This window comes from Mesorhizobium sp. M0028 (assembly GCF_040323855.1).
Classification (GTDB): Bacteria; Pseudomonadota; Alphaproteobacteria; order Rhizobiales; family Rhizobiaceae; genus Mesorhizobium.
The window spans coordinates 263,461-284,914 of the sequence record NZ_JAMYVG010000006.1; the positions used below are offsets into that span (position 1 = coordinate 263,461).

The 21,454-nt window shown below is 62.3% G+C and carries 19 protein-coding genes; 13 read left to right on the top strand and 6 right to left on the bottom strand.

The window, feature by feature from the left end; all coding sequences use genetic code 11:
* Positions 1-89 precede the first annotated feature (89 nt).
* From NKJ93_RS15210 to NKJ93_RS15225, 4 genes are all read left to right on the top strand, one after another.
* Complete coding sequence (locus NKJ93_RS15210) at positions 90-1,742, top strand: ABC transporter substrate-binding protein (protein ID WP_352495141.1); 1,653 nt, start codon at positions 90-92, stop codon at positions 1,740-1,742.
* A 221-nt stretch (positions 1,743-1,963) separates the two neighbouring features.
* Positions 1,964-2,998: an ABC transporter permease gene (locus tag NKJ93_RS15215; protein ID WP_023720873.1), complete on the top strand. Its 1,035-nt coding sequence runs from the start codon at positions 1,964-1,966 to the stop codon at positions 2,996-2,998.
* Positions 2,999-3,010: 12 nt separating this feature from the next.
* Positions 3,011-4,168, top strand: coding sequence for an ABC transporter permease (locus NKJ93_RS15220; protein ID WP_352482929.1), 1,158 nt, complete (start codon positions 3,011-3,013; stop codon positions 4,166-4,168).
* A 79-nt stretch (positions 4,169-4,247) separates the two neighbouring features.
* Positions 4,248-6,659: a dipeptide ABC transporter ATP-binding protein gene (locus NKJ93_RS15225; protein ID WP_352589954.1), complete on the top strand. Its 2,412-nt coding sequence runs from the start codon at positions 4,248-4,250 to the stop codon at positions 6,657-6,659.
* A 15-nt stretch (positions 6,660-6,674) separates the two neighbouring features.
* Here the strand turns inward: NKJ93_RS15225 and NKJ93_RS15230 are convergent, their stop codons facing one another.
* A complete protein-coding gene (locus NKJ93_RS15230; protein ID WP_352495143.1) occupies positions 6,675-7,265 on the bottom strand; it encodes a transglycosylase SLT domain-containing protein in 591 nt (196 codons plus the stop codon).
* 218 nt (positions 7,266-7,483) lie between these two features.
* Here NKJ93_RS15230 and NKJ93_RS15235 point away from each other — a divergent pair, with 218 nt between their 5' ends.
* Together NKJ93_RS15235 and NKJ93_RS15240 are read left to right on the top strand one after the other, a co-directional pair.
* Positions 7,484-9,022 (top strand): trimethylamine methyltransferase family protein, encoded by a 1,539-nt coding sequence (locus tag NKJ93_RS15235; RefSeq protein ID WP_352495144.1) that lies wholly within the window; start codon positions 7,484-7,486, stop codon positions 9,020-9,022.
* A 79-nt stretch (positions 9,023-9,101) separates the two neighbouring features.
* Positions 9,102-11,543, top strand: a complete 2,442-nt coding sequence (locus NKJ93_RS15240) for a GcvT family protein (RefSeq protein WP_352589957.1) — start codon at positions 9,102-9,104, stop codon at positions 11,541-11,543.
* A 4-nt stretch (positions 11,544-11,547) separates the two neighbouring features.
* Here the strand turns inward: NKJ93_RS15240 and NKJ93_RS15245 are convergent, their stop codons facing one another.
* Complete coding sequence (locus NKJ93_RS15245; RefSeq protein WP_023720867.1) at positions 11,548-11,940, bottom strand: DoxX family protein; 393 nt, start codon at positions 11,938-11,940, stop codon at positions 11,548-11,550.
* 181 nt (positions 11,941-12,121) lie between these two features.
* Here NKJ93_RS15245 and NKJ93_RS15250 point away from each other — a divergent pair, with 181 nt between their 5' ends.
* Entirely contained in the window at positions 12,122-12,628 is a 507-nt protein-coding gene (locus NKJ93_RS15250) for a hypothetical protein (protein ID WP_031194518.1), read from the top strand.
* Positions 12,629-12,745: 117 nt separating this feature from the next.
* Here the strand turns inward: NKJ93_RS15250 and NKJ93_RS15255 are convergent, their stop codons facing one another.
* Complete coding sequence (locus tag NKJ93_RS15255; RefSeq protein ID WP_352589960.1) at positions 12,746-13,522, bottom strand: VOC family protein; 777 nt, start codon at positions 13,520-13,522, stop codon at positions 12,746-12,748.
* A gap of 411 nt (positions 13,523-13,933) precedes the next feature.
* Between NKJ93_RS15255 and NKJ93_RS15260 the strand changes: the two genes are divergently transcribed.
* The 5 genes from NKJ93_RS15260 to NKJ93_RS15280 all read left to right on the top strand — a co-directional run bounded on the left by NKJ93_RS15260 (position 13,934) and on the right by NKJ93_RS15280 (position 18,142).
* Positions 13,934-15,298, top strand: a complete 1,365-nt coding sequence (locus NKJ93_RS15260; protein ID WP_352589962.1) for an NAD(P)-dependent oxidoreductase — start codon at positions 13,934-13,936, stop codon at positions 15,296-15,298.
* Positions 15,299-15,300: 2 nt separating this feature from the next.
* Positions 15,301-16,614: an NAD-dependent dihydropyrimidine dehydrogenase subunit PreA gene (preA, locus tag NKJ93_RS15265; protein ID WP_352495148.1), complete on the top strand. Its 1,314-nt coding sequence runs from the start codon at positions 15,301-15,303 to the stop codon at positions 16,612-16,614.
* A 100-nt stretch (positions 16,615-16,714) separates the two neighbouring features.
* Positions 16,715-17,233 carry an RrF2 family transcriptional regulator gene (locus NKJ93_RS15270; protein WP_352589965.1) on the top strand — a complete coding sequence of 173 codons (519 nt, stop codon included), beginning with the start codon at positions 16,715-16,717 and terminating at the stop codon, positions 17,231-17,233.
* A gap of 13 nt (positions 17,234-17,246) precedes the next feature.
* Positions 17,247-17,705 (top strand): carboxymuconolactone decarboxylase family protein, encoded by a 459-nt coding sequence (locus tag NKJ93_RS15275; RefSeq protein WP_352589968.1) that lies wholly within the window; start codon positions 17,247-17,249, stop codon positions 17,703-17,705.
* A gap of 59 nt (positions 17,706-17,764) precedes the next feature.
* The gene (locus NKJ93_RS15280) at positions 17,765-18,142 is read left to right on the top strand and encodes a DoxX family protein (protein WP_023720860.1); all 378 of its coding nucleotides are present in this window, start codon (positions 17,765-17,767) and stop codon (positions 18,140-18,142) included.
* Between the two features lie 28 nt (positions 18,143-18,170).
* On the opposite strand, the gene NKJ93_RS15285 is transcribed toward NKJ93_RS15280, so the two are convergent.
* Positions 18,171-18,893: an SDR family oxidoreductase gene (locus NKJ93_RS15285; protein WP_352589971.1), complete on the bottom strand. Its 723-nt coding sequence runs from the start codon at positions 18,891-18,893 to the stop codon at positions 18,171-18,173.
* A complete protein-coding gene (locus tag NKJ93_RS15290) occupies positions 18,890-19,741 on the bottom strand; it encodes an SDR family NAD(P)-dependent oxidoreductase (protein WP_352589974.1) in 852 nt (283 codons plus the stop codon). The genes NKJ93_RS15285 and NKJ93_RS15290 overlap by 4 nt, the downstream gene beginning before the upstream one ends.
* Positions 19,742-19,846: 105 nt before the next feature.
* Here NKJ93_RS15290 and NKJ93_RS15295 point away from each other — a divergent pair, with 105 nt between their 5' ends.
* Positions 19,847-20,719: a helix-turn-helix transcriptional regulator gene (locus tag NKJ93_RS15295; protein ID WP_352589976.1), complete on the top strand. Its 873-nt coding sequence runs from the start codon at positions 19,847-19,849 to the stop codon at positions 20,717-20,719.
* 10 nt (positions 20,720-20,729) lie between these two features.
* Here NKJ93_RS15295 and NKJ93_RS15300 read toward each other — a convergent pair whose 3' ends face one another.
* Positions 20,730-21,371 carry a TetR family transcriptional regulator C-terminal domain-containing protein gene (locus NKJ93_RS15300; protein WP_352482943.1) on the bottom strand — a complete coding sequence of 214 codons (642 nt, stop codon included), beginning with the start codon at positions 21,369-21,371 and terminating at the stop codon, positions 20,730-20,732.
* Positions 21,372-21,454 lie beyond the last annotated feature (83 nt).

A 21,454-nucleotide genomic window follows, 5' to 3' on the forward strand; every position in this document is an offset into this window, starting at 1 on the left:
CTTGGCATGTTCCCAATCCGTGCCGTCTTTGACATCATGGCGCGAATGCGGAATGTTAAAAGGCAGAAAGCCAACAATGGGAGTTAGTCATGACGATCTACAAGAGTAACGGCGACCGCGTTCCCGATCACATCCTGGCCATGGCCGAAGACGCCAAGGCAGGCAAGATGGATCGTCGCGAATTTCTGGCTCTCGCCAGCGTCTTCGGTGCGTCGACGGCGATGGCATATGGCATACTTGGCCTTGCAGACCCCACGCCGGCCAAGGCGGAAGAGGTCCAGGGCAAGAAAGGCGGCGTATTGAAGGTCGCGCAGTGGATCAAGGATCCGAAGGATCCGCGCAAGTCCGACTGGTCGGAAATCGCCAATGCCGAGCGTCAGGCGCTCGAGCCGCTGGTCAAATATACCACCGAATACACATTCCGCCCCTATCTGCTGGAGAGCTGGGACGTGAATGACGACGCTACCGAATACACGCTGCATGTGCGCAAAGGCGTCACCTGGAACAACGGCGATCCGTTCACCGCAGACGACGTCATCTTCAACCTCAAGCGTTGGGCCGACAAGAAGGCCGAAGGCAATTCTATGCCCGGTCGCCTCGGTTCGCTGGTCAAGGACGACAAGCTGGATGAGAGCGCGGTAACCAAGGTCGACGACCACACGATCAAGCTGACGCTCAGCAAGCCCGATATCGCCCTCATTCCCAACGTGTGCGACTATCCCGGCCTCATCGTCCACAAGACGTTCGACGAAAAAGGCGGCGACTTCAAGTCCTGCCCGATCGGCACTGGGCCGTTCGAGCTGGTCTCTTACGATGTCGGCCAGAAAGTGGTCTACAAGCGTCGTGAAGACAACAAGTGGTGGGATGGCGAGGTCTTCCTCGACGGCATCGAGTTCATCGACTACGGCACCGATCCGGCGGCGATGGTCAGCGCTTTCGAAGCTGGCGAAGTGCACACCAATTTCGAAACCTCGGCCGACTATGTGTCGATCCTCGACGGCATGGACCTGGCGAAGTCCGAGGTCGTCACCGCCTCGACGATCGTCTGCCGCACCAATGTGACCAACAAGCCTTACGGCGACCAGAAGGTTCGCAACGCCCTGCAGCTCGCGGTCGACAACGCTGTCGTCCTCCAGCTCGGCTACGGCAATGCCGGCACGGTTGCCGAGAACCACCATGTCGCCCCGATCCATCCGGAATACTACGAATTGCCGAAGGTTGCTCGCGACCCGGCCAAGGCAAAGGCGCTGATGGCGGAAGCCGGCCAAGCCGATTTCGAGCACGAGCTGATCACGGTCGACGAAGACTGGCACAAGAACACCGGCGATGCGATCGCCGCGCAGATGCGCGACGCCGGCATCAAGGTAAAGCGTACGGTGCTGCCGGGTTCGACCTTCTGGAACGACTGGACGAAGTATCCGCTGTCGATGACCAACTGGAACATGCGGCCGCTCGGCGTCCAGGTTCTGGCGATCGGCTATCGTACAGGTGAAGCCTGGAACGAGACGGCTTGGTCGAATCCCGAGTGGGATGCCAAGCTCAACGCTGCGCTGGCAGTTGCCGACGCCGCCAAGCGCAAGGAAATGATGAAGGATATCGAGCAGATCCTGCAGGATTCCGGCATTATCATCCAGCCTTATTGGCGCAAGCTCTACAGCCATTCGGTCAAGGCGGTGCAGAACTACAAGATGCACCCGACCTTCGAGCGCGACTACGGTAAGGTCTGGCTCGACCAGGCCTGACCGGACGATCCGGAAAGGGGCGTCTGGCCCCTTTCTCTCGCTCGTTGCATGGTCCTTGGACCGGAAGTCGGCGCAGCAAAAAGTTGCGGACTCTTCGGCCGGGGTCTGCAATAAAAAGGGTATTGCATCTGGGACTGGTCTGAAGGCTTGTTCTGCCGCTGGCGGCAGGGCACGGCTTGCAAACCGGTTCCACCCCCCAACCCGACCGGCAGGGGACCGCCATGCTTTCTTTCGTTATCAGGCGTCTCGGCACCATGGCATTGACGATGCTGTGCCTGACGATGATCGTCTTCTTCCTGGTCAATCTCGGGCCCAATCTGAAGAAGCTCGCGATCAGCCAAACCGAAATGCACACATCGGCCGAGCAGCTCGAGGCTTGGCTGGTCAATCATGGCTATCGGCAGAATTTCTTTGTCCGCTACGGACAATGGCTGGGCGTCGTGCCCAAGCAGCCGGTGACCGACCCGGCGACAGGCAAGCCAGCGCAGCGTTTCTCCTTCTGCAACGATCCGGTCGTGCCGACATTTTCCGGCATCCTGCAAGGCGATTTCGGCTGCTCGACCAAATTCAAGACGACGGTCGCCTCGAAACTCTTTCCGGCGCTCAGCGCCACCGGCATCCTGATGCTCTGCGTGCTTGCGGTTATGGTGCCGGTCTCGCTCCTGATCGGCATTCTTGCCGGCATGCGCGAGGGCTCACGCACCGACCGCACATTGTCGGTGGCGTCGATCGCCTCGACGGCGACGCCCGAATATGTTTCGGGCGTCATCTTCACCGTCATCTTCGCCTCCTGGCTCGGCGTGCTGAACGGCTCGGCGGCCTCGGCCAGCCAGGGCATCACCTTCTACAATTTCACCTTGCCGGTGATGACGCTGGCGATCTACGGCATCGGCTACATCGCCCGCATGACCCGCGCCTCGATGGTCGAGGTGATGACGCAGCAATATATCCGAACCGCCCGGCTGAAGGGCCTCTCCTTCGGCAGCGTGGTGGTAAAGCACGCTCTGCGCAACGCGCTGATCGCACCGTTCACGGTCATCATGCTGCAGTTCCCCTGGCTGCTCACCGGCGTCGTCATCGTCGAGGTGATGTTCCGCTACCAGGGGTTCGGCTACACGCTGGTCGAGGCGGCCGGCAACAACGACATCGATCTTCTGCTCGGCTGCTCGCTGGTCTCGGTGTTTATCGTCCTGATCACACAGCTCATCTCCGATGTCGGCTACGCGTTCCTCAATCCGCGCATCAGAGTTCAATAGGAGACCGGGCGGATGCAGGTCGAATATCTCAGCGCCTTCAACGTCGTACTCGGCGTGCTTACCCGCTTCTGGCCGGTCTGGATCGCTCTCGCCCTGGTGATGGGGGCGAGCTTCGGCTACAAGAAGAAGCTTGGCCTTTACGGCCAGCTTTTCGACAGCGGCGTCGGCATCGTCGGCGTCGGCATCTGCCTGTTCTGGCTGTTCACGGCGATCTTCGCATCGACCGTCGCGCCCTTCGATCCGCTCGCCCAGGTGCCGATCATGAAGGACGCGCTGCCGGGCGCGATCGAGCCGGCGTCGAAGCTTGTATACTATTTCGGCGGCGACAAGCTCGCCCGCGACGTGTTCTCCCGCATGGTCTATGGCAGCCAGATCGTGCTGATCATCGCGCCGGCGGCAACCGGCTTTGCACTGATGGTCGGCATCACGCTCGGCCTGCCGGCTGGCTATTACGGCGGCAGGATCGATACGGTGCTCTCCTTCCTCGCCAATTTGGTGCTGGCCTTCCCGGTGATCCTGCTGTTCTACCTCCTGGTGACGCCAGGCATCATGGACACGCCGATCCCCTACGCGATGGCCGGGCTGTTCTTCCTGTTCCCGATCATCTTCTTCAGCGTGCTGTTCTGGACGCGCTACAAGAACCGGCCCGACCGCCTCTATATCCTGCTTGGCCTGACGTTGGTCGTTGGCGGCTGGATCTATGCCGGCCTTGTCTTCGACGCCGATCCGTTCAAGATCATCCACATCGATCCCAACCAGCTCAACATCTTCGTGGCAGTGGTGTTCGCCTCCAGCCCGGGCGTGTTCCGCATCGTGCGCGGCCTGGTCATGGATATCAAAACGCGCGACTATGTTGCGGCGGCGCAGACGCGCGGTGAATCGCCCTGGTACATCATGCTGTGGGAGATATTGCCCAATGCGCGCGGGCCGCTGATCGTCGACGCCTGCCTGCGCATCGGCTACACTACGATCCTGCTCGGCACGCTCGGCTATTTCGGGCTGGGGCTGGCGCCGGAAAGCCCGGACTGGGGCACGGCGATCAAGGATGCCAGCCGGCTGCTGCGCTCTTTCATCCACCCGGCGCTGCCGCCGACGATCGCATTGATGTCGTTCGTGCTCGGCCTCAACCTCCTGGCGGATTCGTTGCGCGAACAGTCGATGAAGGATTGATGCCGGGAAAGATTGAACCGGGAAAGATCGATGCCGGGTTCGGCCCGACATGCCTGCAGAACAAGGATTGGAGCGACCCATGAATGAGGCAGTTCGAAATCCCGCCAAGCCGACCAATGGGCCGATCATCGAGATCGAGAACCTGTCGATCTCCTTCTTCACCCGCAAGGGAGAGATCCCGGCCGTCATGGATTTTTCCTGCACGGTCATGCCCGGCGAGGCGATGGGCATCGTCGGCGAATCCGGCTGCGGCAAGTCGACCGTGTCGCTCGGCATCATGCGCGACCTCTCGAACATCGGAAAGATCGTCGGCGGAAAGATCAAGTTCCAAGGCAAGGACATGGGAGAACTGTCCGACGAGGAACTGCGCGCCATCCGCGGCAACAAGATCGCCATGATCTACCAGGAGCCGATGGCCAGTCTCAATCCGGCGATGAAGGTCGGCCAGCAGCTGATGGAAGTGCCACTGATCCACGACAAGGTATCGAAGGATGAAGCCTATAAACGCGCGTTGGAAATGGTGCGCGCGGTGAAGCTGCCGGATCCCGAGCGCATGATGCGTTCCTACCCACACCAGCTTTCCGGCGGCCAGCAGCAGCGCATCGTCATTGCCATGGCGCTGCTGTCGAAGCCTGCGCTGCTTCTGCTCGACGAGCCGACGACAGCGCTCGACGTGACGGTTGAGGCCGGTATCGTCGATCTGGTCAAGGGGCTGGGCGAGAAGTTCGGGACCTCGATGATCTTCGTGTCGCACAATCTCGGCCTGATCCTGGAGACCTGCGACCGCATCACGGTGATGTATTCGGGCGAAGCGGTGGAGACGGGCAAGATCAAGGACGTCTTCGACCGGATGCGCCATCCCTACACGCAAGGCCTGTTCCGCTCGATCCCGTTGCCGGGCGCCGACAAGAATTCGCGGCCTCTGATATCCATTCCGGGGCAGTTGCCGCTGCCGCACGAGCGGCCGAAGGGCTGCAATTTCGGCCCGCGCTGCCACCATTTCGTCGAGGGCGTCTGCAACGCCGCCGAAATTCCGATGATCGCGGTCGAAGGCCATGACGGGCATTTCTCGCGGTGCGTACGCTTCAACGAGATCGACTGGGAGGCGCTGCCGCCTGGCGCCAAGAAAGTCAACGAGCGCGTGGTGCCCGGTGCGCCGGTGCTCCAGATCGAAGACCTCAGGAAGTACTACAAAGTCGGCGGCAGCGAAGTGTTCGGCTCGAGCGAAGGACGTGTCGTCAAGGCCAACGAGACGATCTCTTTCATGGCGCGCGAATCCGAGACCGTCGCTATCGTTGGCGAATCCGGCTGCGGAAAATCGACCCTGGCCAAGGTGTTGCTCGGCCTCGAAACGGCAAGCTCCGGCCGCGTGAAGCTGGGCAACAAGGAAATCCAGTCGACCGGGATCGAGAAGCGCAGCGTCGACACCGTGTCGTCGATCCAGATGGTGTTCCAAAATCCGTTCGACACACTCAATCCCAGCCATTCGGTCGGTTCGCAGATCATCCGTACGCTGGAAAAGTTCAATGTCGGCGACACGGTGGCCGACCGCCGCAAGCGGATGCTGGAACTGCTCGATCTGGTGAAGCTGCCAAGGGCATTCGAGACGCGCAAGCCGCGCCAGCTTTCAGGTGGCCAGAAACAGCGCATCGGCGTGGCGCGGGCCTTTGCCGGCGACGCCAAGGTGGTGGTGGCCGACGAGCCGGTCTCGGCGCTGGATGTGTCCGTCCAGGCGGCGGTGACCGAACTCTTGATGGACATCCAGCGCAAGAACAAGACCACGATGCTGTTCATCAGCCACGATCTGTCGGTGGTGCGCTACATCGCCGACCGCGTCGTCGTCATGTATCTCGGCTATATCGTCGAGCAAGGCACGACCGACCAGATATTTTCGCCGCCCTATCACCCCTATACCGAGGCGCTGCTGTCGGCGATCCCGATTGCCGATACCAGCGTGGTGAAAAGGCATATCGTGCTCGAAGGCGACATTCCGTCGGCGATGAACCCGCCCTCGGGCTGCCCGTTCCAGACGCGCTGCGGCTACAAGAAACTTGTGCCGGACAATCTTTGCGAAACTACGGTGCCGCCGGTCAAAAATCTCGGCGACGGTCATATGAGCCTGTGCTGGCTGGCCGACGACGTGCTGGCAAAAATGGAGCCGGTGATTAAATTCGACAAGGAACACGCGGCGAATGAGGGCGTGCCGGATGATGCAAACCACGGTGTTGGCCCGGGCTTTGCTGGAGATCCGCCCAAGCGCCCGCATGGCAAGACTGGCAGCGTTGAAGCCGATGCCGAGGGTCAGGCAGCGGAGAATGCCGAAGCGGTCGCCAAAGCCCGCCGTCACGAGGTTCGCGACGAGGTTTCAGAGACCGGCGGCATCTCAAGCTCTGCCGATAGCGCGGTGGCACCAATCACGCCGCCGACAGTCGGCGACGGCCGCCAAGCTGAGAACGCCACGCGCAAGCCGCGCAAACCCAAGGGCGGCTGAAATACCGTTGATATGCTAGGGCGCGCATTGCCGTAGCTGCGCGGCGTAGTCCTGCGCCATCTGTTCGGTGGCGTGCGCATAGCGCTGCACGTCGGCGCCGCCGCGATTGCCGCGCTTATAGGCATTCCAGCCAAGATAGTAGGCGAGATACAGATTGTAGGTGTCGTTGCGGGCGACGCCGAGCGTGTCGGCGGTCTTGGAATGATACCAGCCGACAAAATCGACGGCATCGGCAAACCTGGTGCGGCGCGCCGCCCAACTGCCGGTCTCGTTCTGGTATTGCGCCCAGGTGCCGTCGAGCGCCTGCGAGAAGCCGGTGGCACTGGAGATATGTTTCCAGGGAATGAAGCCCAGCAGCTTGGTGCGCGGCGGCCTGGCGTTGCTCTTGAAGCCGGATTCCTTGCGCACCGTCGCCATCAGCACGGGGACCGGCACCCCATATTTCTGCTCGGCGCGCTGTGCCGCCGCCTGCCAGTTGTCGAACCAGCCATCGTTCTGGTCGAAAACGGCGCAGACATCGTTGATGTGGTTCGGCGGCGTCGCGCATGCCGAAAGCGTCAGCGGCACGGCAATCGCTACAATTTTACTAAAACTCGACCTACGCATTGGAAGAGCATTAGGCCGAAAACATAAAAGGAATCTTGCGGCGTTCCTTAACGGCTCGTCGGCCGCTTTGGCAGGCGCTGAGGAAGTATGAAGATTCCGACGTTTGTTGTCGCTTTTACCGATATGCAATTCCCGGAATGGCGCCTTGGCTAAAATCACGCCCGCAGGTGGCGGATTCTTGACAGCTCGATCCTCGTGCCGGCGCTTTGATGCGCCGCATGAGCGAACCAAGACGCAAGCGCGGCGCCGAGCGAACGAGCAACAGGGGACCGACCGCCATCCCGCAACTGCCGCTCAGGCGGGTGACAAACCCTTATCCGCCGATGGCGATGCTTTCGGCCGACCAGATCGAGGCGATCCATGAAGCCTCTATGCATATCCTGGAGAATTTCGGCATCGAGGTGATGAGCCCGCGGGCGCTGTCGCTGTTCGAGAAGGCCGGGGCCAAGGTCGATCATGCCTCGATGAACGTCCGCATCGATCGCGGCATGATCGAGGAAGCGCTGAAGACGACACAGTCCAGCTACACTCTGACGCCGCGCAATCCCGCCCATGCCGTCCACCTCGGCGGCAATACCATCAACTTCACGCTCGTCGCCGGGCCGCCCAATGTGCACGACATGGAGCGCGGCCGCCGTGCCGGCAATTTGCGCGATTATTCCGATCTCGTCCGCCTGGCGCAGCATTTCAACTGCATCCACATGCTCGGCAACCAGGTCTGCGCGCCGGTGGAATTGCCGGCGAATTCCCGTCATCTCGACACCTATTTCGCCAATCTGACGCTGACGGACAAAAGCTTTCACGTCTCGGCCATCGGCCGTGGCAGGGCGCTCGACGGCATCAAGATGATGGCAATCGCGCGCGGACTGACGCTTGACGAGATGCGCGACGATCCCGGGGTCACCACGATCATTTCGGTCAACTCGCCGCGCCGCTTCGACGAGATGATGGCCGAGGGGCTGATGACGATGGCCGAGTTCGGCCAGTCGGTGGCGGTGACGCCGTTCACGCTGATGGGAGCGATGAGCCCGGTGACGCTTGCCGGCGCGCTCGCCCAGCAGAATGCCGAGGCGCTGTTTGGCGTTGTGCTGACGCAGCTCGTCCGTCGCGGCGCGCCGGTGATGTATGGCGCCTTCACCTCCAATGTCGATATGAAATCGGGCGCGCCGGCCTTCGGCACGCCTGAAAATACCAAGGCGAACATCGCGTCCGGACAGTTGGCGCGGCGTTACAAGCTGCCTTATCGCACGACACCGGGCTCAGCCTCCAATGCCGCCGACGCGCAAGGCGCCTATGAGACGCTGATGGCGCTGTGGGGCGCGGTGCTAGGCCACGGCAACCTCGTCTATCACGCCGCCGGCTGGCAGGAGGGCGGACTGACTGCATCGTTCGAAAAGTTCATCATCGACGTCGAGATGATCCAGCACATGATGGAGTTTTTGCGCCCGATCGAAGTCAACGAGGCCGAGCTTGCCGTCGAGGCTCTGGGTGCGGTTCCGACCGGCGGCCACTTCTTCGGCGAGCCACACACGCTGGAGCGCTACGCCACGGCCTTCTACCAGCCGATACTGTCCAACTGGCAGAACTACGAGGCCTGGCAGGAGGCCGGTGGGCTCGACGCCACGTCGCGTGCGACCAGGCTGTGGAAGAAGGCGCTGGAGGACTACGCCGAGCCGGTGATGGAAATCTCCAGGCGCGAGGCGCTGGAGGCGTACCTAGCCAAGCGCAAGGAAGCGATCGGGCAGAGCGAGCCTTAAGCACCACTCTTCTCGGATTCATCTTCTTCTCTTCCAGAATCATGAAACCCATCCAACTCTTTGAAATGACGAGAATCCCATGAAATCACATGCAAAGGTCGTGGTTATTGGCGGTGGCGTCGTCGGGTGCTCCGTGCTGTTCCATCTGGCCCGGCACGGCTGGACCGACATCGTGCTCCTGGAGCGCGATGAATTGACCTCCGGCTCGACCTGGCACGCGGCCGGCGGCATGCACACGATCAACGGCGATCCCAATGTCGCCAAGCTGCAGAAATACACGATCTCGCTCTACAAGGAGATTGAGGAACTGTCCGGCCAGGCGACCGGCGTGCATCTGACCGGCGGTGTGCTGCTGGCGGCGACCGAGGCGCGGCTCGACTGGCTGCGCGGCGTTGTCGCCAAGGGCCGCTATCTCGGCATCGAGCTCGAGGAGATATCGCCGGCCGAAGCCGCCGAACTGATGCCTCTGCTCGATCCCAAGCAGTTCGTCGGTGCCGTCCGCAACAAGGAGGATGGCCATCTCGATCCATCCGGCGTTACCCACGCCTACGCCAAGGCCGCGAGGAAGCTTGGGGCCGAGGTTGAGCGCTTCACAAAGGTCGAGGACATCGTGCGGCGCGCCGACGGGCTGTGGCGCGTCATTACCAACAAGGGCGAGGTGGTGGCCGAGCATGTCGTCAACGCCGGCGGCCTGTGGGCGCGCGAGGTCGGCCGCATGGTCGGGCTGGAGCTGCCGGTGCTGGCGATGGAGCACATGTACCTGATCACCGAGGACATGCCGGAAGTCGCCGCCTGGAACCAGAAGACCGGCACGGAAATCATCCATGCAGTCGACTTTGATGGCGAGCTCTATCTGCGTCAGGAGCGCGGCGGCATGCTGATGGGTACTTACGAAAAGGCCAACAAGCCATGGTCCGAGTTCCAGACGCCGTGGAACTTCGGCCACGAGTTGCTCGAGCCCGACATCGACCGCATCGCGCCATCGCTGGAGGTCGGCTTCCGGCATTTCCCGGCCTTCCAGAACACCGGTATCAAGCAGATCATCAACGGGCCCTTCACCTTCGCGCCGGACGGCAATCCGCTGGTCGGGCCGGTGCGCGGCCTGCTGGGGTTCTGGGCGGCCTGTGGTGTCATGGCCGGGTTCTCACAGGGGGGCGGCGTCGGGCTGGCGCTGTCGAACTGGATGATCGAGGGCGATCCCGGCGCCGACATCTGGGCGATGGATGTGTCGCGCTACGGTGACTGGGCCACGATGGCCTATACCAACGCCAAGGTGCGCGAAAACTATTCGCGGCGGTTTTCGATCCGCTTCCCCAACGAGGAACTGCCCGCTGGACGGCCGCTCAAGACCACACCGGTCTATGATCTCCTGTCGGCCAAAGGCGCGCAATGGGGCGTCGCCTATGGGCTGGAAGTGCCGCTATGGTATGCGCCGGAAGGCGTGAGGGACGAGTTCTCGTGGCGGCGCTCGAGCGATTTCGAGCATGTCGCAAATGAGGTCAAGACCGTTCGAGAAGGCGTTGGCCTGTCGGAGATTTCGAGCTTCGCCAAATACAAGGTGACGGGCGAGGGCGCTGCAGCCTGGCTCGACCGCCTGCTTGCCTGCAAGCTGCCAAGGCCCGGCCGCATGACGCTGGCGCCGATGCTGAAGGAAGACGGCAGGCTGATTGGCGATTTCACGCTAGCCAATCTCAGCAGCCCAAATTCGGAAAAGGACGGCTGGTTCCTGGCCGGCTCCGGCGTCGCCGAGCAGTACCATATGCGCTGGTTCGAAGCGCATCTGCCGAAGGACGGCTCGGTCAGTATCGAAGCGCTGGGAGCAAAACTCACCGGCTTATCGATCGCCGGGCCGAGCACGCGGAACCTTCTTGAAAAGGTCACACCATCTGATGTGTCGAATACGGCCTTTCCGTTCATGGCCATCAGCAAGATGGACATCGGCATGGCGCCGTGTCTGGTCGGGCGTGTCAGCTACACCGGCGATCTCGGCTACGAGATCTGGGTGGCGCCGGAATATCAGCGCGCCGCCTATCAGGCGCTGATGGCGGCGGGCGAAGAATTCGGCATCGGCCTGTTCGGCTCGCGAGCGCTCAACGCATTGCGGCTGGAAAAGAATTACGGCTCATGGGCGCGCGAATACCGGCCGATCTATGGGCCGCTGGAGGCCGGCCTCGATCGCTTCGTCGCCTATGCCAAGGAGGCCGATTTCATCGGCAAGCAGGCGGCGCTGGCAGAGCGCAAGCAAGGCGGCAGACTGCGGCTGCGGGCCTTTGTCGTCGATGCTGTCGATGCCGACGTCATCGGCGACGAACCAATCTGGCATGGCGGCGCCGTGCGCGGCTGGGTCACGTCGGGCGGCTATGCGCATCATTCGAAAAAATCCGTCGCTATCGGCTATGTGCCGAAAGAGATTGCCGACGAAGTCGACGGTTTTGAGATCGAGCTTCTGGGCAAACGCCATGTTGCGCGCATGCAGCCGGTCCCACTGTTCGACGCGAACTTCGAGCGGATGCGTGGGTGAGGTTTCAGGCGCTGCGGCGGTTATCCAGCGCCAATGCGCCGGCGCCGGCGAATACCAGATAGAGGAAGATGAAGCAGAACGATATTGCCGCATCGCCACCATTGTTGACCGGGAAGAAGTCGCGCGGCATGTGCGCCATGAAATAGGCGATCGCCATCTCACCGCTGAGAAGGAATGCCACCGGCCTAGTGAAAAGCCCCAATACCAGCAGGATGCCACCGGCGAATTCCAGGATGGCCGCGGTCAGCGATAGCCCGCTCAGGGCGCCGGCATGGTCGCCGACGGGGAAATTGAACAGCTTTTGCGTACCATGTTCGATGAATTGCAGTGCCGTCACGAAGCGCAATGCGGCCAGAGCCTGCAGCTGATATCTGACAAGACCGTCGAAAAGCTTCATCTAAGACTCCATTTTACCCCCGAACCGGCCATAGATCATCGCCCGACAGGGGACCATTCACTTCGCATGGCCCGCCAGCCACAATCAGTGATTGGAAATGTTCCTCGTTCTTTTAATATTTTTCTCTCCAGGGTTGTATTTTAAATGCTATAGTTGTAGTGATATCCAGACACTCCAAACCATGTGGGTTCCGTTTGCCATGAGAAAAGTCGTCGTCAGCCTATTCGCCATCCTTGCAGGCACCAGCGTCGCCACGGCCGACGATGCCGGCTGTGCTGCCTTCAAATGGCCGGTGACGCGCGAGGAGGCCCTGTTTGCGGCGGCGCCCGCCGCGCAGTCCGGCGCTGACCTTTCGGTCGGCGAGGCTGCAGATGTGGCGTTGGCGCCGGTCGGCACGATCAGCTTCACCGTTCCGCCGGAACGCGCGCCGGCAGCCGGTACATTCGGCGCGATGGCGAGCGTGGCCGTGCCCCCGGAGGGAGAGCTCCAGATCAGCCTGTCTGATGAGGCTTGGATCGATGTCGTTCAGGACGGTAAAGCCGTGAAGTCGGCGGCTTTCAGTGGTATAAAAACCTGTCCGGGGATCCGCAAGAGCGTGCGCTTCAAGCTAGCCGCCGGCCCGGCGACCATCCAGCTCAGCGGCGCCAAGAAGCCCGATCTCAAAGTTTCCGTGCTGACGCCGGAATAGTTCTCAAAGAGCGTAAGGTTGGAGGGACAGCGCCCCTCTCTGTCCTGCCGGACATCTCCCCCACGAGGGGGGAGATCGGTTTTTGCTGCCGGTTTCGCCAATCGCGACGAGACGTTGCTACCGCACCGGTGCCATTAGCGCGAAATGGGCGCCTTGCGGGTCTGTGCACTGCACGATCCAGCTGCCGCCGGGGACCTCCATCGGACCCATCAGGATCTTGCCGCCATTGTCGGTGACGCGCTTGGCTGCCGCGTCGATGCCGGGCACGTTGAAATAGAACTGCCAGACCGGCATCGGGATCTGCTCGGGCTTGTTCATTATGCCGCCAACGGGCTCGCCGCCGAAGGCGAAAAGCTGGTAGACGCCCATCGGACCCATATCCATGGCGTCGCCCCTCTCCCAGCCGAACTGACTGGAATAGAAATCGGACGCCGCCTTCCAGTCTGATGTGTAGAGCTCATGCCAGCCGATGTTGCCGGGTGTCGCCAATGGTAGCGGCGGCTGGTCGGGACCGCTGGGCTGCAGGAAGTTGAACATCGCGCCTTGCGGATCGGCAACGACGGCGAAGCGGCCAACGCCCGGAATGTCGTCTGGCTCGCGGTGAACCGCGCCACCAGCCTTCTTGAGGGAGGCCGTTGCGGCATCGACATCCCTGGTGAGGATATAACCGATCCAGGCCGGCGGCATTCCCATCTTGCGCGCGTCATCGGGCAGCGTCATCAGCCCGCCGACGCCGCGCTCGCCGACATTCATGACGATATAGCGCGGCATGCCCGGCGCCCCGTCGAAAGGCTGCCCCCGCCAGCCTACCACGGCGGTGTAGAACGCCTCGGCGGCGTCGAGATCGGTGGTCATCAGCTCGTACCAGAAGAAGGGCATGGGGGACTGTGGCATTGTCGTGCTCCTTGCGGTTTTTCGATCATGCGCGATCCATTCTAGGACGATCTTCACGACGAAAATCCGACAGCCAACCAAAAAAGATGACGGCAAACCGGAAATGTTACCGGGTTGCGCGCCCTGTGGTTTTCGACTTTGCTTGCAGTCAACGAGGGGTTGTTGATCCATGCGCCGGATGTCGCTCACTTCCGAACTTGTCGCGCTGTGCGACGAGATCAGGTTGATCCATGGCAACGCTCCTGAATGCGGTTCCGTACCTGCTTCGTGACGTATATGGCCGTTTGGAAAAACATGATTATTACAATCATGTTTGTTGAAGCTTTTCAGTCGCTTGGCCGAAAATTGACCAATTGATAAAAAAATAAAACGTGCTAGCCTTCCCCAAAACAAGAACATGGGGAACTGACGATGGCAGAAGGCCAGTTCAAGCAAGGCATTGCCGGCGGGCGGCTTTCGCCGGAACAATATGCCGACAATTTTGCCGACCTGCATCCGCCGCTCGATCATCACGAGGCGCTGGTCGAATCCGACCGCTGCTATTTCTGCTATGACGCGCCGTGCATGAATGCATGCCCGACCTCGATCGACATCCCGCTGTTCATCCGCCAGATTTCGACGGGCAATCCGATCGGCTCGGCCAAGACGATTTTCGAACAGAACATTTTGGGCGGCATGTGCGCCCGCGTCTGCCCGACCGAAACGCTGTGCGAAGAGGTCTGCGTGCGCGAAGTGGCCGAAGGCAAGCCGGTGCAGATTGGTCGCCTGCAGCGCTACGCCACCGATGTCGCCATGGCCGAAAACAAGCAGTTCTACAAGCGCCCCGAACCGACCGGCAAGACCGTCGCCGTGGTCGGCGCCGGTCCGGCCGGGCTAGCGGCCGCGCATCGGCTCGCCCGCTACGGCCACGACGTGACCATCCTGGAAGCCCGCCCGAAGGCCGGCGGCCTTAATGAATACGGTATCGCGGCCTATAAGAGCGTCGACAATTTCGCCCAAGCCGAGGTGGACTATGTCACGTCGATCGGCGGCATCGACATCCAGAACGGCAAGGCGCTCGGCCGTGATTACCAGCTGTCGGACCTGACCCGGAATTACGACGCGGTGTTCCTCGGCATGGGGCTTGCCGGCGTCAATGCCTTGCGAGCGGATGGCGAGGAGGCGCAAGGCGTCACCAATGCTGTCGAGTTCATTGCCGAGCTCCGTCAGGCCAGTGATCTGGCCAGCCTGCCGGTCGGCCGGCGTGTTGTCGTCATCGGCGGCGGCATGACGGCGATCGACGCGGCGGTGCAATCGAAGCTGCTCGGGGCCGAAGAGGTGACGATCTGCTATCGGCGCGGCCCGGAGCACATGAACGCCTCCGAATTCGAGCAGGACCTGGCCGCTGCCAACGGCGTCATCATCCGGCACTGGCTGCAGCCGAAGCGGGTCATTGCCGATGGCGGCAAGGTGTCGGCGATCGAGCTCGAATACACCGCGATGGACGGCGACCGGCTCGTCGGCACCGGCGAGCGGCTGACACTGACCGCCGACCAGGTGTTCAAGGCGATCGGCCAGAGTTTTGTCCCGGCTGCGCTCAACGGCAGCGGGGCTTTGCTTGACCTGGAAGCCGGCCGCATCAAGGTCGACGCCGAAGGCCGCACCTCGCTGCCAAACGTCTGGGCCGGCGGCGACTGCATCTTTGGCGGCGACGACCTGACCGTCTCGGCCGTCGCGCAAGGCCGCGACGCGGCGGAAAGCATTCATCGGGCACTTGCCTCGAACGGGAGGGCATGAGCATGGCAGACATCCGCAATAATTTCGTCGGCATCAAATCGCCGAACCCGTTCTGGCTGGCCTCGGCGCCGCCGACCGACAAGGCCTACAACGTCATCCGCGCCTTCAAGGCGGGCTGGGGCGGCGTTGTCTGGAAGACGCTCGGCGAAGAGGGTCCGCCGGTGGTCAACGTTAATGGCCCGCGCTACGGCGCGATCTGGGGCGCCGATCGTCGCCTGCTTGGCCTGAACAATATCGAGCTGATCACCGATCGTGACCTGCAGGTCAATTTGCGCGAGATCAAGCAGGTCAAGATGGATTGGCCCGACCGGGCGATCGTCGTCTCGCTGATGGTGCCGTGCGAGGAGCATGCCTGGAAGGCTATCCTGCCGGTGGTCGAGGAGACCGGCGCTGATGGTATCGAGCTCAATTTCGGCTGCCCGCACGGCATGTCGGAACGCGGCATGGGTGCGGCGGTCGGCCAGGTGCCGGAATACATCGAAATGGTGGTGCGCTGGTGCAAGGCCAACACCCGCATGCCGGTCATCACCAAGCTGACGCCCAACATCACCGACATACGCAAGCCGGCACGCGCTGCCCTTGCCGGCGGCACCGACGCGGTGTCGCTGATCAACACCATCAATTCGATCACCGGCGTCAATCTCGACAATTTCGCACCGGAGCCGACGATCGACGGTAAGGGTTCGCATGGCGGCTATTGCGGTCCGGCGGTGAAGCCGATCGCGATGAACATGGTGGCCGAGATCGCGCGCGACCCGGAAACGCATGGCCTGCCGATCTCCGGTATCGGCGGCATCACCACCTGGCGCGACGCCGCCGAGTTCATGGCGCTCGGCGCCGGCAATGTGCAGGTGTGCACGGCGGCAATGACCTATGGCTTCAAGATCGTGCAGGAGATGATCGCCGGCCTGGAAAACTGGATGGACGAGAAGGGCCATGCCTCGCTCGACGACATCGTCGGCCGCGCCACGCCCAACGTCACCGACTGGCAGTATCTCAACCTCAACTATATCGCCAAGGCGCATATCGACCAGGACGCCTGTATCAAATGCGGCCGCTGCCACATCGCCTGCGAGGACACCTCGCACCAGGCGATCACCAGCATGGTGGACGGCGTCAGGCATTTCGAGGTGATCGAGGCCGAATGCGTCGGCTGCAATCTCTGCGTCAATGTCTGCCCGGTCGAGAACTGCATCACCATGGAGCCGCTGGCGGTCGGCGTGATGGACCAGCGCACCGGCAAGCCGGTGTCACCGATCTACGCCAACTGGACGACGCATCCGAACAACCCGATGGCCAAGGTGGCGGCGGAATAGCATTGCGAAAAAAATCGGCGTTCACGGGCGCCGCTTTTTTTTTCCCTATTGCGGACAAAGATTATCCACGATAATCTATATCCATGACTAGGAGAGCGAAATGAAGCTGGGTGAGGGCGTCGAAGCGGCCATCCACTGCGCCGCGATGCTTGCTGGCGTTGATGGCGCCGCGACCATGCCGGGTGCTGCCATGGCGGAAGCGTTCGGGCTGTCGCCGAGCTATCTCCTCAAGCATCTCAACATGCTGACGGTGTCGGGCATTCTGGAATCGGTTCCGGGGCCGTCCGGCGGCTACCGGCTGGCGCGGCCGGCGGAACGCATTACGCTGCTCGATATCGTGTTGGCCGTCGAAGGGCGAGAACCGGCCTTTCGCTGCGCCGAAATCCGCCAGCGCGGCCCCGCCAGGCTCGATGCCTCGGTTTATGTCAAACCCTGCGGCATCAAGTTGGCGATGCTGAAGGCCGAGCGTGCCTACCGCGCAGCGCTCGCCGACGCCCGGCTGTCCGACATCGTTGCAGAATACACGGCCGATGCCGATCCCCGTTCGGTCGCCGCCAACTGCGCCTTCGTCGAGCGCCGTCAGCGTCCGCAGAAATCAAGTTCAACCAAGCAAGCATGAAAGGCTAAAAACGATGAAAGAGAGGCTGCAATTTTTCGGCGCGGCGCCGGAGATCATGAAGGCGGTGTCGGTGCTCAACAAGGCAGTCGACGAATGCGGGCTCGAAAAAAGCCTGTTGCATCTGATCAAGCTCAGGGCGTCGCAGATCAACGGCTGCTCGTATTGCGTCGAGATGCACAGCCGCGAGGCGCGCCACGACGGCGAGAGCGAGCAGCGGCTCTATCTCGTCTCCGCCTGGAAGGAATCGCCGCTATTTTCAGAGCGCGAACGCGCAGCCTTTGCCTGGACCGACGCGCTGACCAGGATCGCCGACAACGGTGTTTCGGACGAACTCTACGCAAGGACGCTCGAGCATTTTTCGGAGCAGGAGTCGGTCAAGCTGTCGGTTGCACTCGGCATGATCAACACCTGGAACCGACTTTGCGTTCCGTTCCATGCAATCCATCCGATGCCGGCGGTCATGGCCGCTTGAGCATGGACCAGGCGCGCGGCCTGCGTCGCGCGCCTCTTTTCTGCCCAAGGACCAACAGCATGTTTTCAAGCTTTGATAGTGAGATTCTATTCGCGGCCCGCCTGCTGCTCGGCGGCGCCTTTGTCTTTGCCGGCCTGCGCAACATCCAGAACGCGGCGTTCCTGACCCAATTGATGACGACGCGCGGCGTGCCGCAGGCGCGGCTGGTGCTCTGGCTGGGGATCGTCCTGCAGACCGTCACCGGAGCACTGGTGATCGCGGGCATCTGGACCGCTGCCGCCGCTCTGTGCCTGGTGTTGTTCCTTGTCGTTGCTACGCCGATGTTCCATAATTTCTGGGATCATCAGGGTCCCGAGCGCGCGTCCCGCATCAATGGCTTTGTCGGCAACGTCGCGCTGACCGGAGGATTTCTGGCGCTGATCGCGCAGTCGCTTTGAAAGCGATTGCCGCGTAGATGTAGCCGCGTTACGCCGCATACCGCAAGCCGCCGTCGCAGGTCAGGATCTGGCCGGTGACGAAGCTGTTCGAAACCAGGAACGCGATCGCCTCAGCAACGTCCTCGGCGCGGCCGATGCGGCCGACCGGCGTCTTGCCTGCATAATCGGCAAACACCGCATGGCGCTGTTCATCAGGCAAAAAATCCCACCAGGGCGTGTCAATGACGCCCGGCGCCACGACATTGACGCGTAACGGCTTCAGCTCCATTGCCAGGATCGGCACTACGGTCAGCAGCATGCCGTTGACGGCGGCGATGCCGGCGACACCCGGCGCCGACAATTGCGCCGACACCGCCGAGATGAAAGTCACCGAGCCGCTCTTGTTCAGCGTCGGCAAGGCGGCCTGCAGGCAGGAGAGCTGCGGCCGGACCTTCTCGTCGACGCCGCCGCCGATGTCGGTCAGGTCAAGCGTTTCGAACGGGCCGAGCCCCTTGCCGCCGCTCGCGGCCAGCACCAGGTGATCGAAAGGGCCGAGATCGCTGAAAAACCGGCGAACCTCGTCCGGCTTCGCGGCATCGAAGGCAGCTTTTCCGACGGCACCGCCAAGGCTTTGCCATGCGTTGTCGAGCCGTTCCCGGCTGCGCCCGGTGATCGTCACCTTCATGCCCGGGCCAAGCAGTTTTTTCGCGGTGGCGAGGCCGATGCCGGAGGAGCCGCCGACGACCACAGCGTGTTGCGCTTTCTCGATCATGAATTTTCTCTCTTCGATGTTGCGGAAGCCGGTGCGAGCCCGACAAGACCGAGGCTCAATTCCCGCAATCGACGTCGTGTCTTAGCGTCATAGGCTTGCGCATCGGCGCGGGATTCTTTTTGGCCGTCGAAATAGAGGCCGCTCCGCCCTTCCAGGGCCGGCGATGCGGCGAGGTTGATGATGGCTTCGGCGCCGGTTTCGACCGAGCTCCAGGGTGTGACGCCCGCCTGCCGCACCATCGTGGTGTTCATGTAGCTTGCCGGATGCAGGCTGTTGACCGTGACGCCGATGCCGTTCAGCTGCTCCGCCAGATCGATGGTGAACATGATCTGCGCCAGCTTGCTCTGGCAGTAGGCACGGACGCCGTCATAGGAGCGGGTCAGCATGACGTCGTCGAAATCGATCGCCTGCTGGCCGGCCGAGGCGACGTTGACAATGCGCGCCGGCGCGCTGGCCTTGAGCAGCGGCAGCAGCTCCGTGGTGAGCAGGAAGCCGGCGAGATAATTGACGGCAAAGCGCAACTCGTAGCCGTCGGCGCTGACCTGCCGTTTCGCGTTGGGGCCGGCGGTGCCGACGCCGGCATTGTTGATGAGGACTTCGAGCCGCTTGGTCCTTGTGCGCACGGCCTCGGCGAGGCGGCGGACTTCCGCCAAGGAGGAGAGATCGGCGACGAGCAGCTCGGCCTCGCCGCCGGTGGCTTCGATCTCGGCCACGACCGCCTTGCCCCTGGTCGCGTCGCGGCCATGCACCAGGATGCGGGCGCCGCCGGCGCCGAGCCTTTGCGCGACGACGCGGCCGACGCCGTCGGTCGAACCGGTGATGAGGATTGTCTTGTCTTTCAGTTCCATGTTCAGAGCCTCCATCTCATCGCTCTGAGCGGAAAGATGGGGCACCAGCCACTTGCCAAACAGTTCAAACTTTATCCTGGTATCGGTACTGCTATAATAGCGGCCATGGATTCCACCGCGCATTCCGCCGAAGACAGCCGCCGCCGCGAGCTCGGCGCCTTCCTGCGTTCGCGGCGCGAAAGGCTGACGCCTTCGGCCACCGGCATCTCGACCGGCTTACGCCGGCGCACGCCCGGGCTGCGGCGCGAGGAGGTGGCGATGATCGCCGGCGTCGGCACGACCTGGTACACCTGGCTGGAGCAGGGCCGCGACGTTCGGCCGTCGGTGGAAGTGCTGACCGCACTCAGCCAGGCGCTGCGCCTGGACGCGGCTGAGCAACGGCATCTGTTTATTCTCGCCGGCCGGCCGCAGCCGGAGCGTCGCGTCGACGCGCCGGAAATGATCGACGGCCCCTTGCTGCACATGCTGCAGAGCCTGGTCCTGCAGCCGGCCTATGTCGTCGGGCGGCGCTGGGATGTGCTGGCCTGGAACCCGGCGGCGGCAGCCGTGTTCGGCGATTATGGCCTGCTGGAGGGCGATGCCCGCAACATCGTCCATATGGTTTTCACCAGCCCGCAGCATCGGCGCCTGCTCGTCGACTGGGAGGAACTGGCGCGCGCCGTGCTGGCGTCATTCCGGGCGGAAAGCGCGAAGTATGTCGGCGATCCGGATTTCGAGCGGTTGATTGCGCTGATGACGCATTCAAGCCCGGAGTTCCGCGCCTGGTGGCCGCTGCGCGATGTGGCCCGCAACCTATCGGGTGTGAAGCATGTCAGGCATCCGATAGCGGGCGCCATGGCGTTCGAACATATGAGCCTGTCGATCGACGACGGCTCGGACATGAAGCTGATCGTCTACACGCCGCTCGCCGAGCAGAACTCGATCGCCAAGCTGCAGAAGCTGCTCGATGCGCTGCCGGCCGCGCGGCGCAGCGCGTGAACCATCAAGGCTAGTCTTTCGGCTTCAGCCCGTCGATGAACAGTTGCTCGAGAAACCTTGCGGCATCCTCGAAGCGGCCGTCGCCGCCGCGGTCGGGGCCGAGCACGGCGCGGACCTGGACGTCGAAATCGGCATAATGCTGCGTCGTCGCCCAGATCGAGAAGATCAGGTGCCAGGGGTCGGTGCGGGCAATCTTGCCGGCGCGCATCCAGCCCTTGATGACGTTGGCTTTCTCGTCGACCAGCGTCTTCAACTCACCTTCCAGCATCGGCATGATGCGCGGCGCGCCCTGCAGGATCTCATTAGCGAATAGCCGGCTCTCGCGCGGGAAATCGCGCGCCATTTCGAGCTTGCGCCTGATGTAGTTGCGCAGTTCGGTCAGCGGATCGCCAATGTCGTCGAGTTCGCGCAGCGGCGCCAGCCAGGTGTCGAGAAGCCGTTGCATCAGCGTCTCGTGGATGTCCTCCTTGCGGCGGAAATAATAGAGCAGGTTCGGCTTCGACATGCCGGCGGCTTCGGCGATCTGGTCGATGGTCGAACCGCGAAAACCGTTGGTGGAGAAGACTTCGAGCGCCGCCTCCAGAATGAGCTCGCGCTTTTCCAGCTGGATGCGGGTGCGGCGTGGAGCGGAGCTTTCGACCGCCCCCGTCACCTCGAACAACCTTCGCTGTGAGGAGCGTCTGGACCAATTCTCTGGACCAGTTTTTCCCCGCCCTGTGGAGCGCACTTCGAAAG

What these genes read in the sequence shown, in the direction of transcription:
- NKJ93_RS15230 (WP_352495143.1), bottom strand. Translation starts at nt 7,265, where the DNA reads ATGCGTAGGTCGAGTTTTAGTAAAATTGTAGCGATTGCCGTGCCGCTG.
- NKJ93_RS15220 (WP_352482929.1), top strand. Translation starts at nt 3,011, where the DNA reads ATGCAGGTCGAATATCTCAGCGCCTTCAACGTCGTACTCGGCGTGCTT.
- NKJ93_RS15225 (WP_352589954.1), top strand. Translation starts at nt 4,248, where the DNA reads ATGAATGAGGCAGTTCGAAATCCCGCCAAGCCGACCAATGGGCCGATC.
- NKJ93_RS15240 (WP_352589957.1), top strand. Translation starts at nt 9,102, where the DNA reads ATGAAATCACATGCAAAGGTCGTGGTTATTGGCGGTGGCGTCGTCGGG.
- NKJ93_RS15290 (WP_352589974.1), bottom strand. Translation starts at nt 19,741, where the DNA reads ATGGAACTGAAAGACAAGACAATCCTCATCACCGGTTCGACCGACGGC.
- preA (WP_352495148.1), top strand. Translation starts at nt 15,301, where the DNA reads ATGGCAGACATCCGCAATAATTTCGTCGGCATCAAATCGCCGAACCCG.
- NKJ93_RS15285 (WP_352589971.1), bottom strand. Translation starts at nt 18,893, where the DNA reads ATGATCGAGAAAGCGCAACACGCTGTGGTCGTCGGCGGCTCCTCCGGC.
- NKJ93_RS15235 (WP_352495144.1), top strand. Translation starts at nt 7,484, where the DNA reads ATGAGCGAACCAAGACGCAAGCGCGGCGCCGAGCGAACGAGCAACAGG.
- NKJ93_RS15210 (WP_352495141.1), top strand. Translation starts at nt 90, where the DNA reads ATGACGATCTACAAGAGTAACGGCGACCGCGTTCCCGATCACATCCTG.
- NKJ93_RS15255 (WP_352589960.1), bottom strand. Translation starts at nt 13,522, where the DNA reads ATGCCACAGTCCCCCATGCCCTTCTTCTGGTACGAGCTGATGACCACC.
- NKJ93_RS15215 (WP_023720873.1), top strand. Translation starts at nt 1,964, where the DNA reads ATGCTTTCTTTCGTTATCAGGCGTCTCGGCACCATGGCATTGACGATG.
- NKJ93_RS15250 (WP_031194518.1), top strand. Translation starts at nt 12,122, where the DNA reads ATGTGGGTTCCGTTTGCCATGAGAAAAGTCGTCGTCAGCCTATTCGCC.
- NKJ93_RS15270 (WP_352589965.1), top strand. Translation starts at nt 16,715, where the DNA reads ATGAAGCTGGGTGAGGGCGTCGAAGCGGCCATCCACTGCGCCGCGATG.
- NKJ93_RS15280 (WP_023720860.1), top strand. Translation starts at nt 17,765, where the DNA reads ATGTTTTCAAGCTTTGATAGTGAGATTCTATTCGCGGCCCGCCTGCTG.
- NKJ93_RS15260 (WP_352589962.1), top strand. Translation starts at nt 13,934, where the DNA reads ATGGCAGAAGGCCAGTTCAAGCAAGGCATTGCCGGCGGGCGGCTTTCG.
- NKJ93_RS15295 (WP_352589976.1), top strand. Translation starts at nt 19,847, where the DNA reads ATGGATTCCACCGCGCATTCCGCCGAAGACAGCCGCCGCCGCGAGCTC.
- NKJ93_RS15275 (WP_352589968.1), top strand. Translation starts at nt 17,247, where the DNA reads ATGAAAGAGAGGCTGCAATTTTTCGGCGCGGCGCCGGAGATCATGAAG.
- NKJ93_RS15245 (WP_023720867.1), bottom strand. Translation starts at nt 11,940, where the DNA reads ATGAAGCTTTTCGACGGTCTTGTCAGATATCAGCTGCAGGCTCTGGCC.